Origin of the sequence: Bacillus sp. USDA818B3_A, assembly GCF_009928415.1 — a bacterium.
Lineage (GTDB): Bacteria > Bacillota > Bacilli > Bacillales > Cytobacillaceae > Neobacillus.
Genome location: NZ_JAABNN010000041.1, coordinates 1 through 17,611 on the forward strand (window position 1 = coordinate 1; position 17,611 = coordinate 17,611).

The following is a 17,611-nucleotide window of genomic DNA, read 5'->3' on the forward strand; positions in this document are numbered from 1 at the left end:
GAAAGTGTTCAAAATTAATTAGCAAAAAGTGTTCAAAACAACTTGACGGTTACAAGAAACCACTAATTAAGGATGTCCATTCATATAACAAACAGAAACCTGTCCAAATAAGTATATATAAGATCTGCTTAAATAAAGATTCTTTTCTCGGATAATAGTTTAGGAATACAATTCCTGCTGATGGAAAAAGACCTATAATGACGATTAGGCTTCGTAATTGGACGCCTCCTTCAAAATACCCGTAAAGATGGTACTTTAAAGCAAGAATGACATCTAACAGGATTCCTAAGGAAAAAGAAAAAAGTGCACTCGTATAGATTTCTTGTTTCGTCAATTGTTTTGGAACCACATAGGCCGCTATATTAAAAATAAACACGCTGATCAGTAAGTAAATCATCTTTTCTCCTGTAATTTGAAAATTAGATTGCTTCCCTTAAAACAGTTAATGTTTGTGCAGATTGGATCTAATATAAGAAGAAACTATCTTCAGTTTCTAAAGGTATAATTGAAGCTTGCCCGTTTTGGGATTAATGAATACTGTACTTGATCGGCAAACTTCATTTTTCTTTACTTCCTGACTCCAAGAATATTTTTCCGTAGAAAGCTTCTGCGTCCTCCCCTTCTTCTAAAGAATAATAATTCACATATTCTTAACAACTACGTTTATCTTTGTGATTAATATCACAATTTCAGAAATGATGCCATGTTATATTTTTATTGAGAAAAGTTATCACTTTCTATCAGGAGTGAAAAAAATGACAAGAGTACTCAATATTCAACAATCAGTTTATCAACTATGTACCGAACACCCTGAAATCATCTCGATAATGAAGGGATTAGGTTTTGAGAATATAACAAATCCCCAGATGTTGAAAACGGCTGGACGTGTGATGACACTGCCTAATGGATGCCGGATGAAAGGTATTTCCTTAGAAAAAGTAATTGAAACATTCGAAAATAATGGCTTTACAATTAATAAGTAGAGGAGAATATAAAATGAGTGAAATCATTAATAACCGTGAACAAGAAACTATTACTTCATCAGAGCGTCAAACCGTTTTAAAAGAAATTATTAAAGACTTGCATAATGGTAAAAGTGTCGAGGAAGTAAAAGCACGATTTGAAGAAGCTGCAGGTAATATTTCTGTTGCCGAGATTTCAAAATTGGAACAGGCCCTGATGGAGGAAGAAGGAATTCCTGTCGAAGAGGTTCAGCGCTTATGTTCGGTCCACACCGCTATTTTCAAAGAATCAATTGAAGAAATTCATCGTTCTGAAAAACCGGAAGAGCAGCCAGGACACCCAATCCATACATTTAAATTAGAGAATAAAGAAATTGATATGCTTGTGAACTTCAAAATGCAGCTCCATTTTGACCGTTTTGAAAAAGAAGAAAATGACGAAAACAAATTTAAACTGCTAGAGGATTTAAACCTGCTCCTAGATATCGACAAACATTACAGCCGAAAAGAAAATTTATTATTCCCTTACTTAGAAAAGTATGGAATCATGGGGCCGACCCAGGTTATGTGGGGAGTAGACGATGGAATCCGAGCTGCTATCAAGGAGGCAAAAGATAAATTAACAAACTATAACGGAGAAAAGCAATCCGTCATCGACTCCTTATATTTTGTCATCCGGGAAGTAAGTGAGATGATTTTTAAAGAAGAAAACATTCTTTTCCCAATGGCCTTACAAACTATAACGGAAGATGAATGGGTGAAAATTGCGCATGAAAGTGATGAAATTGGTTTCTGTTTAACAGGTCCTGCTGGAGTTTGGAAGCCTGAACGCAAAACGATTGAAGAGAACGCCCTAACTGATGGATATATTCGGTTAGAAACCGGTATGTTATCTTTAAAACAACTAGAGGTCATGCTAAATCATTTGCCTGTTGACATCACTTTTATTGACCAAGATGATGTTGTACGTTATTTCTCGCATGGCAAAGAAAGAATCTTCGCCCGGACCAAAGCAGTCATTGGCCGCACAGTCCAAAACTGCCATCCGCCAAAAAGCGTTCACGTCGTAGAAAAATTGCTGGAAGAATTTAAATCAGGGGTGAAGGATCACGAAGACTTTTATATTCAATTTAAGGATAAGTATGTGTACATCCGATACTTTGCTGTCAGAGATGAACATGGTGAGTATACAGGTACACTTGAATTTACACAAAATATTGCCTCTATCAAGGAAATTCAAGGTGAAAAGCGGATACTTAATTAATCTGAGAACTGACTCAAGAAGGGATGAAATCCCTTTTGAGTCAGTTTTTTTATGATTTTTTGAACAAGATATTGCTTTTCATAACAAAAAATTATTCCCACTGACAGCTGATTACATGAAAGAATGTTTTCTTATCCATAATAAATAAGGAGAAGGAGGCAGCATAGGAAATGAACTTTTCATGGTTATTTGGGCTATTAATGATTTCCCAACAAGTCAATTTGCCAGACAGTTTATTATTCACTAACAACGGGCAGCCTATCACCGGTGTTAAGTGTCCGCAATTATCGATGAACCTGCCAGGATTACCACTCATTCAATTTGACCAGTTAAATCAGTGCATGGACGAATTAGATAAACTTGTTTCTAAACCACCCAGGAATGCAAGCTTTGATAGGAATGGAAAAATGATACCAGAACAAGTTGGTTACCGGTTGCATCGGCAAAATTTTATTGAAAATGTTTACTCTTATTATTTTAACAATGGTTCTTCTAAATTCAATCTTCCTTATCAAACCATATATCCAAAGGTAGACAGTGAATTACTTGCCGATCTTCAAAATAAAAAAATTGGGGGATATGTCACATCTTTTAATACCTTTAACCAAGAACGAACGAATAATATTTACCTTGCCACCAGTGCAATTAATAATGTTGTGCTTTTCCCGGGAGAAACCTTTTCCTTTAATCATGTAGTGGGAAAAAGAACGTCAGAAAAAGGGTATTTGCCTGCTACGGTTATCAAAAAAGGGGAGTTTTCTGAGGATATTGGCGGAGGAATCTGTCAGGTATCTTCTACTCTTTATAACGCGGTTGATAATGCAGGATTGGACGTTCTCAAACGTTTTTCTCATAGTAGAAAAGTTTCTTACATTCCACCAGGCCGCGATGCTACGGTCAGCTGGAATGGTCCTGATTTCGTATTTAAAAATAAATATAATCAACCAATCCTTATTCAGGCAAAAACATTAAGAAACAAGGTAGTTGTAGATATTTATTCTTCAGAGGTCATTAAGTTTGAACCTAGACAAGTCCCCTACCTCCCTGATGATCAAAATTACCTTCACAAATAAAAAGGAACCATCAACAAATGTGTTGATGGTTCCTTTTTTTAAAGGGGATTCAATCCACTCCCTTTAGAATCTGTTAGTTTGCTAGATTTATGATACGTCCTTCCACGCTTGGGCTGATTGTTTTTCCTTCTTGAGTGCCAATATAATCCGTAAAGATTTCCCAGTCTACATATCCAGGCTCGCTCACACGGCCTTCACTATAAGCTTTCGCAAAAACGGTGTATCCGTCTCCGCCTTTTGCTGTAAAGGTATTAGTGGCGACTGCGTATGTTTTACTTGGGTCGATTGGTACGTAGTTTGCCCCATCTTCTTTTACATCAATAGATTGCACTTTTTGACCTAAAGTTTTACTGCTATCGTAAGTGAATCTTAATCCTGAAACTTGCAGGAACCCGCCGAACGCATTTGGAGCGTCCTTTACACTAATCTCTAAAGCCTCTTTAATTTCCGCCCCCGTCAGTTTCATGATGCCGAGAGTATTACCAAATGGCATGATTTCAAAGACCTTGGCCAATGTAATGTCTCCTGCAGCTACAGATGTACGAATGCCGCCGCCATTTTGTAATGCAATGACTGTTTCTGGATTGATCGTTTTAGCTTTTGCGAGCATTCCATCCGTAACTAAGTTTCCTAGATTAGTTTCCCCTGTTCGTGCAGGAGGGTTTCCACCTATTAAATCAACAGTAGTTTTCCCGATCACCGTTTGCTGCATTTCCACAATGGTTGGTTTATAATTTGTTTCCAAGATTTGAGCGGCCTTGGGATCGTCTGGAATGACATAAGCGGTACCTACCTTTTGATCAAGATCGATGAGTTTGCCGGAATAGTCGACTACTTTTCCTTTTTTATCAAACTCAATATCCAATGTCCCTAAATATTTGTTATATTCATTGGCCTGTACAATGACGGTTGGTTCTTCACCTGCCTCGACAACCACGGGTTGATCTAATTTATCGTGGGAATGACCGCCGACGATGACATCGATTCCTTCTACTTCTTTTGCAAGCGTAAGATCGTTATCTCCGCCTCCGTCATTGTAACCAATGTGAGTAAGAGCAATAATTTTATTGACGCCTTTTTCCTTAAGAGCAGCTACTGCTTGATTTGCTTCTTCGATATAGTTTTCAAATTCTACACCAGGTCCAGGGCTGGAGATATCTTTTGTTTCAGCAGTTGTAAGCCCAAAGATTCCAATTTTCTCTCCGTTTAATGTTTTTATCATTCCATTATAGATTTCTCCATTTTCAGGATGCTTCTCAACGCGATCAATAAAAATATCTTTTAAATTACTATCCTTCTGAAAGTTGACATTTGCACTTACAAAAGGAAAGTTCGCAGACTTGATAAAATTAGCCAGCGTTGCTGTGCCTTTATCAAATTCATGGTTTCCAAATGTCATAGCATCATAACCCGCTAGATTCATAAACTCTAAATCTGCCAATCCCTCAAACTGATTAAAATAGAGTGTTCCAGTAAAGACATCGCCTGCATCTAACAAAAGAGAATTTGGGTTTTCAGCACGTACTTGTTTGATTGCTGATAGTTTTCTTGCCACATTATCAATATGGGCATGGGTATCATTGGTGTGCATGATAGTTAAATCATAGTTCTTATCTTTTTTGGCTTTCTTCACATTATTATTATGTATATTGGTCTTCATGGATGATGGTGTGTTTGCACTTGCAAAGGCAGCAGGTGCTGAAATAGATGTCGTAATGGCGGCAGCGGCTAAAACGGAGAAAAACTTTCGGTAAGATTTCTTTTGATCTTTCATAATGAACTCCTCTCTTTTCCTGCATTTATTGACTTAGACGTACCCTTATATCCGCCTTCCCAATTGGCTAACCTATAGATCCATCTAATGTGAATCAACCATATTTTATCAAATTATACAAAAAATAGCCCGTGGTTATCATTTTAAATACATAAATTTAACAATAAAAATCTTTTGTAACCCTCTTAGGAGTTATGATCCGCTCTTATCGACCGCACTAACTTCTATCTATGGCCTTTAGGAATTATGCGAGGAGAAAATTAGTATCTTTAACATCTTATTGAACCATTCACCATTTTTAACGAGTCTTCTTCTATTTTTTGTATTCAAAAGCGGTAACCAGGTATCAAAATCTCAAATAAAACAGGCACCATCATATGATAGTGCCTGTCTCTTGGTACACTCCCCCGATCTAACGGAACCTTTCTTCTTTAAATGGATTGGCTGTCATCGAATAGCCAAAGTCCTCCCAGAATCCGGCCTGGTCTTCTTTCATAAATTCAATCCCCGACACCCACTTGGTTCCTTTCCATAGATAAAATGTTTCTGGTGGAATGAATCTTAGGGGATAGCCATGTTTTGGATCGATATCCTGCCAATCATGATATTGGTCCTTGAAGCGGTAAACAAACAAAGAATCGTCCCCTAATAAAGGTTCGAGCGGCAGGTTGGCTGAATAGCCGAATCGTTCTCTATTGTAATAGCCGTAAATTTTTATGTATTTTACTTCTTCGTTTAGTTCTACAAATTTTAATAACTCTCTAAGTGCAATACCCTCAAATGTTGTATCAAATTTTGACCAGGTGGTCACACAATGCATGTTAACCGTTGAAATGGTTTTTGGAAGCTCCATTATTTGTTTATACGTTAATGTCTTTTCTTCTTTTACCTCACCAAAAAGTCTGAAGTTCCATGTCGTTTCATTAAACGCTGGCACATCCCCTTTGTGCAGAATCGGCCATTTTTCTGTTTCGAATTGACCCGGTGGAAGTTGTTTCTCCATCAAATACCATCCCCTTTCTCCTCTAAAACGAACAACTAAATTGATTATACGGTATTGACTAGTATACAGTAAAAAATAACAGATTCAAAAAAACAGGCATCATTAAAAACGATGCCTGTTCCCATTCCGGAGTTCCTACCGGAATTGTATATAATTAGTTAGAAGAAGTTTTTACCATCAAGTATTCATCAACAGTACGTGCTACTTCACGGCCTTCATTAATAGCCCAAACGATAAGGCTTTGTCCTCTTCTTGCATCACCTGCAGCAAAGACGCCTTCCACGTTGGTTTTGAACTCACCGTATCTTGCTTGAACCTTTTGGTTGACAGCTCTCACACCGAATTGCTTTAACAATGGCTGTTCTGTTCCCTCAAAGCCAATTGCGATAAAGACAAACTGTGCAGGCCATACTTTTTCAGTGCCTGGAATTTCTTCAAAATAATAACGACCGTTTTCATCCTTTAGTTTTTCCATTTGGATCGTGTGAAGCTCTTTCAGATTACCATTCTCATCCGCAACAACTTTCTTTGTTTGAATGGAATATTGACGAGGATCTTCCCCAAATTTCGCTTCTGCTTCCTTATAAGCATAATCCATTGTAAAAACATTTGGATAAGCTGGCCATAAATTATCAGATGTACGTTCAGCAGGGAGTTGTGGATGCTTACCAAACTGAACAACACTGCGGCAATTCTGACGAAGCGCTGTTGCCACACAGTCGGCGCCTGTATCTCCACCGCCAATAACGATGACGTCTTTGCCTTCTACATCGATAAATTGACCATCTTCGAAATTGGAATCTAATAAACTTTTAGTCGAAAGCGTTAAATAGTCCATCGCAAAGTGAATACCTTTTGCTTCACGGCCTTCAATGACTAAATCACGCTGCCTTTGTGCACCGGTACAAAGGATCACGGCATCGAACTGTGCTTGAAGTTCTTCAGTTGTGATATCTTTACCCACTTCTGTATTCGTAACAAAGTCGATGCCTTCTTGGGCCAATAAACGAATTCGGCGTTCAACGACTTCTTTTTCAAGCTTCATGTTCGGAATTCCGTACATCAGCAAGCCGCCAGGACGGTCCGCTCTTTCAAAAACAGTAACGGAGTGGCCTGCTTGATTAAGCTGGTCAGCAGCTGCCATACCGGCAGGGCCAGAACCGATAATCGCAACTTTCATTCCAGTTCTTGAAGCTGGAATTCTTGGTGTGATCCATCCGTTTTCAAAACCTTTATCGATGATTGCTTGCTCGATATTTTTAATGGTTACTGCAGGGTCGGAAATGGCCACTGTACATGAACCTTCACATGGAGCCGGACAAACTCTTCCTGTAAACTCAGGGAAATTATTTGTTTTCATCAGGCGGTCAAGTGCCTCTTTCCAGCGGCCGCGATAGACCAGATCATTCCATTCCGGAATGAGGTTGTGAATCGGACAGCCTGAGGTCGCTCCTTGAATGTCCATCCCGATATGGCAGAAAGGAGTGGCGCAGTCCATGCACCGCGCCCCCTGTATACTTAACTTTTCATCAGAAAAAGGAAGTTTATGCTCTTTCCAGTCATTTAGGCGTGTTAAAGGATCTCTTTCTCCCACTTTTTCACGAGCATATTCCATAAAACCTGTTGCTTTTCCCATTTTCATAATCTCCTTTCTTAGCGGATTGCAGCTTCCTGCTGTTTAGATGTATTTGGTTTTGCTCCGGAATTCGCTAAAAAGGCGTTCATTACAGCTTCTTCTTCCGATAAACCTGCTAGTTTTTGCTCGTCGATCAATTGAATCATCCGTTTGTAATCTTTCGGAATGACTTTGACAAATTTTCTGACACACTCTTCCCAGTTTTCTAGAACACAGCTTGCCTTTACACTTTCTGTAAACGCAAAGTGATTCTCGATTAACTGTTTTAGCTCATCCTGATCAGCAGGAGTTGTTACCGATTCAAATTCAATTAATTCCTGGTTGCATAAATGTTTAAATGCATCCTGGTCATCAGCTAACACATAGGCAATACCGCCAGACATACCAGCTGCGAAGTTCTTGCCAACATCTCCTAGAACGACCACACGTCCGCCCGTCATATATTCACAGCCATGGTCGCCAATTCCTTCAACAACCACGTTTACGCCGCTGTTACGAACGGCAAAACGTTCACCGGCACGGCCGTTAATATACGCTTCACCGCTAGTTGCCCCGATAAAGGCGACATTTCCGGCGATGACATTTTCACCTGAAACAATTTTTGTATGTTCATCAGCTTTGACGATAATTTTACCGCCAGACAGTCCTTTACCAACATAATCGTTCACGTCTCCGGTAAGCTCAAGCGTCATCCCTTTTGGTGCAAAGGCTCCAAAGCTTTGCCCCGCAGAACCGGTAAATCTTAGAGTAATTGTATCCTCAGGAAGTCCTTCTTCCCCATAGCGTTTAGAAATTTCGCTTCCGACAATCGTACCGGCTACGCGATTTACGTTGGTAATTGAGAAACTTGCATCCACTGGTGTTCCGTTCTCAATAGCCGATTGAACAGCCGGCAGAATTTTAGTTATATCAAGAGTTTCATTGATTCTATGGTTTTGCGGACGTTTAAACGTGCGCGCACCTTCAGGCTTATGAAGTAAAGCTGTTAAGTCTAAGTCTTTAGCCTTCCAGTGTGTTTTTGCCCGATTACTTACAGATAGTACATCTGTACGGCCAATCATTTCCTCAACCGTTCTAAAACCAAGCTTCGCCATGATTTCACGTACCTCTTCTGCAATAAATCGCATAAAGTTAACGATATAATCCGCTTCGCCTGTGAACTTTCTGCGAAGCTCTGGATTTTGTGTTGCAATACCAACTGGACATGTATCCAAATGGCAAACACGCATCATCACGCAGCCAAGAACCACAAGCGGTGCCGTTGCAAACCCAAATTCCTCTGCTCCAAGTAATGCTGCCATAACAACATCTTTACCTGTCATTAATTTTCCATCTGTTTCAAGAACGACACGGTCACGTAATCCGTTTAACATTAGCGTTTGGTGTGCTTCTGCTAATCCAAGCTCCCAAGGCAATCCAGCATGCTGAATACTTGTTTTAGGAGATGCACCCGTACCGCCATCATAACCGCTGATGACAATAACATCGGCTACTGCTTTAGCAACACCTGCAGCAATCGTTCCGACGCCGCCCTTAGAAACAAGCTTTACGCTGATGCGGGCATCGCGATTGGCATTCTTTAAGTCATGGATTAGCTGAGCTAAATCCTCGATGGAGTAAATGTCATGGTGCGGCGGCGGTGAAATTAAACTTACACCCGGTGTTGCCCCGCGAACGTCGGCAACCCAAGGATACACCTTTTTACCCATCAACTGTCCGCCTTCACCCGGCTTCGCACCTTGTGCCATTTTAATTTGCAGCTCATCGGCATTGACAAGATAATGACTCTTTACACCAAAACGGCCAGAAGCAATCTGTTTGATTCTGCTTCCTCTGTTGTCGCCATTTTCATCAGGAACAAAGCGGCTTGGGTCTTCTCCGCCTTCACCTGAGTTGCTTTTTCCGCCTAGACGGTTCATCGCAATTGCTAATGTTTCATGCGCTTCCTTACTGATTGATCCAAAGGACATCGCACCTGTTTTAAAGCGGCGGACAATCGAATCAACAGATTCTACTTCTTCAATTGGCACAGCTGTTCCTGTTCGATTAAAGGAGAATAAGTTGCGTAAGAAGCCCAGTCTTTCTTCGTTTGCAAGAGTTGAATATTTTTTAAATAAGTCATAATCACCGTTGCGGCAAGCCCATTGTAACGTATGGATTGTGCCTGGATTGAAAGCGTGGTGTTCGCCATCATGTCTCCATTGGAAGTTGCTTCCCGATTCTAATGTCTTGTCAGTCGTTTCCTTAAATGCATCCGCATGGCGCAATTTCGCTTCTTCTGCGATGGTTTCTAAGCCAATACCGCTAAGCTGAGAAACGGTTCCAGTGAAGTAACGATCAATCACATCAGAGCTAATTCCCACAGCTTCAAAAATTTGCGCACCGCGGTAACTTTGGACTGTTGAAATACCCATTTTGGACATGACCTTAACAACACCCTCGGTCATCGCGTACAAGTATTTCTCAACCGCTTCTTGGTAGGAGAACGGTAAAGTGCCTTCTTGAACTGCTTCCTGATAAGTAGCGAAGACAAGATATGGGTTAATCGCATCAACGCCATATCCAAGTAACACGGCAAAATGATGAACTTCTCTTGCTTCCCCTGTTTCCAAAATGATGCTCGCCTTCGTTCTTAATCCTTCACGAATCATATGCTGATGAAGGGCGCTTACTGCCAATAGTGAAGGAATAGCCACTTCATTTTCATTCATGTTACGGTCAGAAAGGATAATTAAGCTAGATCCTTCGGCAATCGCTTCGTCTGCTTGACGGAAAACTTCGTTCAAGCTGTCTTCTAAACTCTTAGTGAATAAAATGTCGATTACTTTGCTCTTAAATGAATCGCTGCTCTTTAATTCCGCAAGCTGGCTGTTAGTTATGATCGGTGTCTCCAGCTGAATCCGACGGCAGTTTTCTGCTGATGGATGAAGTAAATTCCCTTCCGCCCCTAAATAGGAAATCGTAGAAGTAACGATTGCTTCACGAATCGAATCAATTGGCGGATTGGTTACTTGGGCAAATAATTGCTTAAAGTAGTTAAATAAGTTTTGCGGACGATCGGACAATACCGCAAGCGGCATATCATTTCCCATGGCTCCAAGCGGATCCTTGCCTTCACTCACAGCCGGCAGGATGTACTTTTGAATATCTTCATACGTATAGCCGAACGCTTTTTGGCGAGTCAGTAAATCTGCAGGAACTTCTCCTTCAGCCTCTACTTTTTCTTCCAAGCGAACAAGCTGCTCGTCTAACCATTGCTGATAAGGCTGCCCGCCTGCTAACTGGGATTTAATTTCCTCGTCAGAGATGATACGGCCTTCTTCTAAATCAATTAAAAGCATTTTTCCTGGGCTTAAGCGCTCTTTGTATAACACCTTTTCTGGCTCAACATCGATGACGCCAACTTCAGAAGAAAAAATAATATAATCATCTTCTGTAACATAATAACGGGCTGGACGAAGACCATTACGATCCAAAATCGCACCAATTTGTTTCCCGTCGGTAAAAGAAATGGCTGATGGTCCATCCCATGGCTCCATCAATGAGCTGTGAAACTCATAGAAAGCCCGCTTTTCATCTGAGATATGTGGATTGTCAGACCATGGTTCTGGAACAAGCATCATCGCTGCATGTGCAGGTTTACGTCCAGCAAGCACCAAGAATTCAAGGGCATTGTCTAAAATCGAAGAGTCACTTCCATCCGTATCAAGGATTGGCAGTACTTTTTCCAAATCACTTCCAAACGCCTCAGAAACGAATTGACTTTCACGCGCCTTCATCCAATGAATATTTCCCTGAAGGGTATTAATCTCACCGTTGTGGATTAAATAACGGTTAGGGTGAGCTCTTTCCCAGCTTGGGAATGTATTTGTACTAAAGCGCGAATGCACTAATGCAAACGCAGAGACAAAACTTTCATTCTGTAAGTCCAGATAGAACTGATCCACTTGTTCAGGTGTTAATAGACCTTTGTAAACGATGGTTCTGCTTGAAAAACTAGCAAAGTAAAAACGAAATTCAGATTTCTTAGCCCAATTTTCAGCCTGTTTCCGAATCACGTACAATTTTCTTTCAAATGCTAGCGAATCTGTACAATTTTCATTGGCACCAACAAACAATTGGCGGACAACAGGACAGCTTGCCTGTGCCGTTACCCCGATATTTTCAGCATTGACAGGAACTGTTCTCCAGCCAAGCACCGTTTGCCCCTCTTGTTCAACCAATTCATTAATATATGATTCAATTTTTTCCCGTTCCGCATCATCCTTTGAGAAGAACAACATCCCCACGCCATATTTTCCTTGTTCAGGTAAGTTCATTTCTGAACATTCTTGGCGGAAAAATAAATCCGGTATTTGAACCATTAGTCCGGCGCCATCGCCTGTTAGCGGATCGCTTCCTTGTCCGCCGCGATGATCTAATTGACAAAGCATGTTAAGTCCTTTAGCCACAATGTCGTGTGTGGCTTTGCCTTTGATATGAGCATATAAGCCGATACCACAGGCATCATGTTCAAATTCAGGACGGTAGAGACCTTGTGCTTTAGGTAATTGATGATACGTCATAGTAAATCTCTCCCTGTTGATTGTTGTCGAAATATTGCATATAAATATATTTTAGGGTACCTTAATAATACAAACAATATATTATTTATATGAAATTAATCTAATTTTTATATGAATCAAAGGAGAACAATATATGGAGCTTCGTCAAATACGTTATTTCATCGAAGTTGCGGAACGGCAGCATGTGACAGAGGCAGCAGATCATCTTAACGTTGCCCAGTCAGCCGTCAGCTATCAAATTACCAAACTAGAGGAAGAATTGGGAGTTAAGCTATTAGAACGAGTCGGGAGGAACATTAAGGTCACCCAGATTGGACATGTTTTTTTACAATATGTAAAAAGCGCCTTAAAGACGATTGAAGAAGCACAGGAAAAAATAGACGAATATCTCGATCCACAAGCAGGTACGATTAAAATTGGTTATCCATCAAGTCTGGCAAGATATTGGCTGCCAAATGTCATTTCTGCTTATAAGAAAGATGTACCAAATGTGAACTTCCATTTACGGCAAGGCTCCTATGCCTATTTAATTGATGCTGTTAAAAACGGTGAAATTGATTTAGCTTTTCTTGGCCCTGTCCCCATGAAGGATCCCGATATAGAGTCTAAAATATTATTTATGGAAAATATCGTCGCTTTGCTGCCTAGTCATCACCCAATGGCAGATAGAAAAAGTTTATTATTAAGTGACTTACGGACAGATTCGTTTGTCTTATTTCCAAAGGGATATGTCCTGCGAAAAATTGCGGTCGACGCATGTCGCGAGGCTGGATTTGAACCTAACATCACCTCTGAAGGGGAAGATATGGATGCTTTAAAAGGACTAGTTTCTGCAGGAATCGGTGTGAGTCTATTGCCAGAGAGCACGTTCTATGATTCCATCCCGCGATTTACAGTGAAATTACAGATTGAATTACCAAAGGCTAACCGTTCAGTTGGTGTAATTATCCCAAAACATAGAGATATTGCCCCATCTGAACGGAATTTCTATCATTTTCTCATCCAATATTTCGACAGATTAAATCAGTATAAATAAGAAACTGGTGCAGACGATTAAATTTAGTAAAAACTGATTTTCAAAAGCCAAGTGATATAAGTTTTATATCGTTTGGCTTTTTTTATTCGCCCCTAACCTAGATTGGTGTATTTTGTTTTAAAGCTGGGCAGGAGAAATAATTTAGGTGAAGAAATAATAATAATATTATTAATAGATTTTTAAATTGTTATTTATTTAATAATACTTCCTCTTTAAGGAACTTACTTTATTACAGGAGAAGAAAAACATGAGAGTAAAAGACATTAAAATTTCGAAAAACTTATCAGTAGATGAATTAGTTAAGTTCATTAATACGGCAAATATATTTGAAAGCGATATCAAGATAAAAGGAACAAATTTCACCATTGATGCGAAAAGCATTATCGGTGTCCTAACATTAGTAAGAGCTGGGCTGGAAGTAACCATCATGACAATCGGCGACGATGATGAAGAAGCTCTAAGGGCTATTTCAGATTTATTGTTATAAAACAATGAAAAGTATGTAAGTAGATCTGACATGTTACCTTGGAAAGAATAAAAAAACTAGTATAATAAAGTTGTGGCATTATTCAAGGAATGGAAAACCTAGTGTGGGAAGGCACTTTGATTTTCATTCCTTTATTATTTTTTTCATAATATGACTGCCTTATGTAAATTCTATATTTGATGTAAATATTAAAATTATAAAGGAGTCTTATTATGCAAATGAACCAACCACCTATTCCTAACCCGCCAAGAGCCATTACTACAAAGGATAGCTTGTATTTAAAGGATGCTATGTCTTGGGAGCTATTGGCATTTAAGAAATTTCATTCAATGGCACAACATGTGCAAAATCCTCAATTTAAGGATGCACTCGAAAGAGCTGGACAAATGCATCAGAACCATTTCCAGCGAATCCTTACTCATCTTCAAGTAGATAATAATGCAGCTTTAGCCAGCTTGCCTAATACACAGTTACAGTAACTAATAGAAACTAGGAGGATAAGTGATGCAAAACCAACAATCACAACAAAGTCAAAACAAAAATCAAATTGCTAATCCGCAAACGGGGGAACTGCCAAAAGTTAAATCTCCAGAAATGAATGATCGTGACTATATTAATGATGCACTCAGTACTTGTAAATATATAACCGACAGCTTAAATATTGCCGTTCGTGAAGCCAGCCATGACCAGCTGCACCAAGAACTGCTGCAGCTTCTAAATGAAACACACCAAAGCGCCCGTGAGATGTATAATTTAATGTTCCAGCATGGCTGGTATAAACTCGAGGCAGAAGAACAGCAAAAAATCGATCAGGCCTACCAGCAATTTAACAATTATTCCTCACAGTTCCCATACTAATTTTGAAGCCTAGGATCCTAGGCTTTTTTAATTTAATTCCCCATCCCCTCCTTTCATTTATTTTAAAATAAAATAGCAGAATAATCTTTACGAGCCATTTTTCTCCCAATCAGTCATATTTTCTGAATTTTAATTATATTCATAAAACTAACTTGACTTTTCCAAATTAAGTGAGTTATAAAATTTGTATACAACATGGTTTTTTAACCAATTTCAAACCAAGGATCCTTGTAATTTGGTAGAACTCCTCTTTGTGCTGCAAGTTAAGGAAAATCAAATTTTAACAAAGTGAGGTAATGTTATGTACAAAGCCTATTGCCGAACGTTTCAAGGAGTCATGAAGACGACTTCCTACCTCCTGCCCTGGCGGGAACCTGAGTTACTTGAAGGCGAAAATAGTATCCGGAAATTAGCACCACTCGTTAGAAAACAAGGTATTGAAACCGTTTTAATTGTAACCGATCACGGAATTGTTTCTGTCGGTCTTATGGATGAAATGCTACATGATCTAGAAAATGAGGGTATTAGTTACGTTATCTATGACAAAACGGTCCCAAATCCTACAATTGCTAATATTGAAGAAGCATATCAGATCTATATTAAACATCATTGTCAAGGCATCATCGCATTTGGCGGAGGATCCCCGATGGATTGTGCAAAAGGTGTCGGTTCTAGGGTCGCCAAACCTAATAAAAGCATTCCACAAATGAAAGGCGTATTAAAAGTATTAAAAAAACTCCCTCCCCTCTTTGCCATTCCGACTACATCTGGTACAGGCAGTGAAGCAACACTTGCTGCAGTAGTTTCAAATAGCGAAACTCATGAAAAATATGCCATAATGGATACATCACTCATTCCTCATTTCGCCGTTCTAGATCCCTTGTTAACCGTCAAACTTCCCCCTCACATTACAGCTGCAACAGGGATGGATGCGTTGACACATGCTGTTGAAGCGTTTATTGGCAGGAGTAATACAAAGCATACAACGAATCAAAGTATGACTGCAGTGAAATTAATTTTTGAAAATCTTTACGAATCCTATTCCAATGGGAGCAATTTAACAGCCCGTTCCAATATGCAAAAAGCCGCTTATCTCGCGGGAATGGCATTTACCCGTGCCTATGTTGGCTATGTACATGCAATTGCCCACACGCTTGGTGGATTTTATTCGGTTCCCCACGGTCTTGCGAATGCCATTATCTTACCGTATGTTCTTGAGTACTACGGCGATTCCGTTCATCTTGCACTAGCCGAGCTTGCTGCAGCAGCCGGGATTAGTGATCCGTCAGACAGCGCCGAGAATAATGCTAATAAATTCATCTCAGCCATTAAAAATATGAATGAAATGATGGATATTCCTAAAAAAGTCAGCGGGATTGTGGAAAGTGATATTCCGCTCATGGTCGAACGGGCATATAAAGAAGCAAATCCTCTTTATCCTGTGCCGAGAATTCTTGCTAAGGATGACCTATTTCAACTATATCAGCTAATTAAAGAATAATTTTTAAAAAATATGAAGGTGGATGAAAAATGGAGACATACAGTTCTCTCATTGCCAAGCAAAAATCATTTTTCAAAACGGAAAAAACTAAAAATGTTGCTTTCCGGATAGAAGCACTCCAGAAATTACGTCATACGATTAAAAATAATGAAAAAATACTGATGGAAGCCTTAAGGGCGGACTTGAATAAATCCGAATTCGATGCGTATTCTTCAGAAATTGGTTTTGTCCTTGAGGAATTACGTTTTACAATTAAACATCTGCGTTCATGGGCAGCGCCAAAAAAGGTCAAAACACCGGTTACCCATATTGGCTCAAACAGTTATATTTACCCCGAACCATATGGAGTGGCGCTCATCATTGCCCCCTGGAACTATCCATTCCAATTGGCGGTTGCCCCATTAATTGGAGCAATTGCCGCTGGAAATTGTGCCATTATCAAACCATCGGAATTAACACCAAAGACTTCTGAAGTGTTAGAGAACTTGATCCATGAGATTTTCACAGAGGAGTTTATTGCCGTTGTTCAGGGCGGAGTTGAAACGAGTCAGGCCTTGTTAAACCAACAGGTTGATTATATCTTCTTCACAGGAAGTGTCCCTGTTGGAAAAATTATTATGGAAGCGGCAGCTAAACACTTAACTCCGGTTACCCTAGAGCTTGGCGGAAAAAGTCCATGTATCGTTCACGAGGATGCCAATCTTAAGCTGGCTGCCAAACGAATTGCCTGGGGGAAGTTTACCAATGCAGGACAAACCTGTATTGCACCTGATTATCTGTATGTCCATAAAAAGGTTAGATCCGAGTTTCTGCAGCAATTCAAGGAAACCACGATTGAATTGTATGGGAACCAGCCTTTAAAAAATCCAAACTTTACTCGGATTATCAGTAAAAGACATTTTCAGCGGCTGGCAGCATTTTTAGAAAACGGACAATTATTTATGGGCGGCAATACGGACCAGGAGCGGTTAACGATTGAGCTTACAGTCTTAACCGATATCACCTGGGAAAATTCAATCATGCAGGTTGAAATTTTTGGACCTATTCTCCCCGTCATGGAATATGAAGAATTAACAGAAGTAATTGAGGGGATTCATCGTCACCCGAAACCACTTGCCCTTTATATTTTCACAGAAAATGACAGCATCCAAGAAGAAGTTTTGAGCAAGGTTTCCTTCGGGGGCGGCTGTGTGAATGATACTGTTTATCACGTTGCATCACCGTACCTTCCGTTTGGCGGTGTCGGAACCAGCGGAATTGGGGCCTACCATGGAAAGGGGAATTTTGATACATTCTCCCATCAAAAAAGCGTACTGAAACAAACAACCAAGTTTGACATACCGTTCCGCTATCCAAATGTAAAGAACGGATTGGAGAAAATTAAGTTGTTTATGAAATAGTAGAGTAAGAAACTGATTTCGAAGGGATAGCTTACGCTATCTCTTTTACTTT

14 protein-coding genes are annotated in these 17,611 nt (G+C 39.8%); 9 read left to right on the forward strand and 5 right to left on the reverse strand.

The features are described 5' to 3' along the window. Window positions 1-49: 49 nt before the first annotated feature. Window positions 50-397 (reverse strand): CBO0543 family protein, encoded by a 348-nt coding sequence (locus tag GXK58_RS26350; RefSeq protein WP_160726142.1) that lies wholly within the window; start codon window positions 395-397, stop codon window positions 50-52. 358 nt (window positions 398-755) lie between these two features. Here GXK58_RS26350 and GXK58_RS26355 point away from each other — a divergent pair, with 358 nt between their 5' ends. From GXK58_RS26355 to GXK58_RS26365, 3 genes are all read left to right on the forward strand, one after another. Further along, window positions 756-983 carry a DUF1858 domain-containing protein gene (locus GXK58_RS26355; protein WP_160726143.1) on the forward strand — a complete coding sequence of 76 codons (228 nt, stop codon included), beginning with the start codon at window positions 756-758 and terminating at the stop codon, window positions 981-983. 13 nt (window positions 984-996) lie between these two features. Next, complete coding sequence (locus GXK58_RS26360) at window positions 997-2,226, forward strand: DUF438 domain-containing protein (RefSeq protein ID WP_160726144.1); 1,230 nt, start codon at window positions 997-999, stop codon at window positions 2,224-2,226. Window positions 2,227-2,396: 170 nt separating this feature from the next. Continuing rightward, complete coding sequence (locus tag GXK58_RS26365) at window positions 2,397-3,299, forward strand: VanW family protein (protein ID WP_160726145.1); 903 nt, start codon at window positions 2,397-2,399, stop codon at window positions 3,297-3,299. A gap of 73 nt (window positions 3,300-3,372) precedes the next feature. Here GXK58_RS26365 and GXK58_RS26370 read toward each other — a convergent pair whose 3' ends face one another. The 4 genes from GXK58_RS26370 to gltB all read right to left on the reverse strand — a co-directional run bounded on the left by GXK58_RS26370 (window position 3,373) and on the right by gltB (window position 12,277). Further along, window positions 3,373-5,073, reverse strand: a complete 1,701-nt coding sequence (locus GXK58_RS26370; protein WP_160726146.1) for a bifunctional metallophosphatase/5'-nucleotidase — start codon at window positions 5,071-5,073, stop codon at window positions 3,373-3,375. A 412-nt stretch (window positions 5,074-5,485) separates the two neighbouring features. Further along, window positions 5,486-6,076: a molybdopterin-dependent oxidoreductase gene (locus GXK58_RS26375; RefSeq protein ID WP_160726147.1), complete on the reverse strand. Its 591-nt coding sequence runs from the start codon at window positions 6,074-6,076 to the stop codon at window positions 5,486-5,488. Between the two features lie 154 nt (window positions 6,077-6,230). Further along, complete coding sequence (gene gltD, locus GXK58_RS26380; RefSeq protein ID WP_160726148.1) at window positions 6,231-7,712, reverse strand: glutamate synthase small subunit; 1,482 nt, start codon at window positions 7,710-7,712, stop codon at window positions 6,231-6,233. Between the two features lie 17 nt (window positions 7,713-7,729). Continuing rightward, window positions 7,730-12,277, reverse strand: a complete 4,548-nt coding sequence (gene gltB, locus GXK58_RS26385) for a glutamate synthase large subunit (RefSeq protein WP_160726149.1) — start codon at window positions 12,275-12,277, stop codon at window positions 7,730-7,732. 133 nt (window positions 12,278-12,410) lie between these two features. Here gltB and GXK58_RS26390 point away from each other — a divergent pair, with 133 nt between their 5' ends. The 6 genes from GXK58_RS26390 to GXK58_RS26415 all read left to right on the forward strand — a co-directional run bounded on the left by GXK58_RS26390 (window position 12,411) and on the right by GXK58_RS26415 (window position 17,559). Further along, the gene (locus tag GXK58_RS26390; protein WP_160726150.1) at window positions 12,411-13,313 is read left to right on the forward strand and encodes a LysR family transcriptional regulator; all 903 of its coding nucleotides are present in this window, start codon (window positions 12,411-12,413) and stop codon (window positions 13,311-13,313) included. 247 nt (window positions 13,314-13,560) lie between these two features. Continuing rightward, window positions 13,561-13,800 carry an HPr family phosphocarrier protein gene (locus GXK58_RS26395; protein ID WP_160726151.1) on the forward strand — a complete coding sequence of 80 codons (240 nt, stop codon included), beginning with the start codon at window positions 13,561-13,563 and terminating at the stop codon, window positions 13,798-13,800. Window positions 13,801-14,012: 212 nt separating this feature from the next. Continuing rightward, window positions 14,013-14,279 (forward strand): ferritin-like domain-containing protein, encoded by a 267-nt coding sequence (locus GXK58_RS26400; protein WP_160726152.1) that lies wholly within the window; start codon window positions 14,013-14,015, stop codon window positions 14,277-14,279. Between the two features lie 25 nt (window positions 14,280-14,304). Beyond that, window positions 14,305-14,658 (forward strand): spore coat protein, encoded by a 354-nt coding sequence (locus GXK58_RS26405; RefSeq protein WP_160726153.1) that lies wholly within the window; start codon window positions 14,305-14,307, stop codon window positions 14,656-14,658. Window positions 14,659-14,959: 301 nt separating this feature from the next. Then, window positions 14,960-16,159 carry an iron-containing alcohol dehydrogenase gene (locus tag GXK58_RS26410; RefSeq protein WP_160726154.1) on the forward strand — a complete coding sequence of 400 codons (1,200 nt, stop codon included), beginning with the start codon at window positions 14,960-14,962 and terminating at the stop codon, window positions 16,157-16,159. Window positions 16,160-16,188: 29 nt separating this feature from the next. Beyond that, window positions 16,189-17,559, forward strand: coding sequence for an aldehyde dehydrogenase (locus tag GXK58_RS26415; protein WP_160726155.1), 1,371 nt, complete (start codon window positions 16,189-16,191; stop codon window positions 17,557-17,559). Window positions 17,560-17,611 lie beyond the last annotated feature (52 nt).

Coding starts and splice junctions, on each gene's coding strand:
- GXK58_RS26360 (WP_160726144.1), top strand. CDS start 997: ATGAGTGAAATCATTAATAACCGTGAACAAGAAACTATTACTTCATCA.
- gltB (WP_160726149.1), bottom strand. CDS start 12,277: ATGACGTATCATCAATTACCTAAAGCACAAGGTCTCTACCGTCCTGAA.
- GXK58_RS26415 (WP_160726155.1), top strand. CDS start 16,189: ATGGAGACATACAGTTCTCTCATTGCCAAGCAAAAATCATTTTTCAAA.
- GXK58_RS26410 (WP_160726154.1), top strand. CDS start 14,960: ATGTACAAAGCCTATTGCCGAACGTTTCAAGGAGTCATGAAGACGACT.
- GXK58_RS26350 (WP_160726142.1), bottom strand. CDS start 397: ATGATTTACTTACTGATCAGCGTGTTTATTTTTAATATAGCGGCCTAT.
- GXK58_RS26395 (WP_160726151.1), top strand. CDS start 13,561: ATGAGAGTAAAAGACATTAAAATTTCGAAAAACTTATCAGTAGATGAA.
- GXK58_RS26375 (WP_160726147.1), bottom strand. CDS start 6,076: ATGGAGAAACAACTTCCACCGGGTCAATTCGAAACAGAAAAATGGCCG.
- GXK58_RS26365 (WP_160726145.1), top strand. CDS start 2,397: ATGAACTTTTCATGGTTATTTGGGCTATTAATGATTTCCCAACAAGTC.
- GXK58_RS26355 (WP_160726143.1), top strand. CDS start 756: ATGACAAGAGTACTCAATATTCAACAATCAGTTTATCAACTATGTACC.
- GXK58_RS26370 (WP_160726146.1), bottom strand. CDS start 5,073: ATGAAAGATCAAAAGAAATCTTACCGAAAGTTTTTCTCCGTTTTAGCC.
- GXK58_RS26405 (WP_160726153.1), top strand. CDS start 14,305: ATGCAAAACCAACAATCACAACAAAGTCAAAACAAAAATCAAATTGCT.
- GXK58_RS26390 (WP_160726150.1), top strand. CDS start 12,411: ATGGAGCTTCGTCAAATACGTTATTTCATCGAAGTTGCGGAACGGCAG.
- gltD (WP_160726148.1), bottom strand. CDS start 7,712: ATGGGAAAAGCAACAGGTTTTATGGAATATGCTCGTGAAAAAGTGGGA.
- GXK58_RS26400 (WP_160726152.1), top strand. CDS start 14,013: ATGCAAATGAACCAACCACCTATTCCTAACCCGCCAAGAGCCATTACT.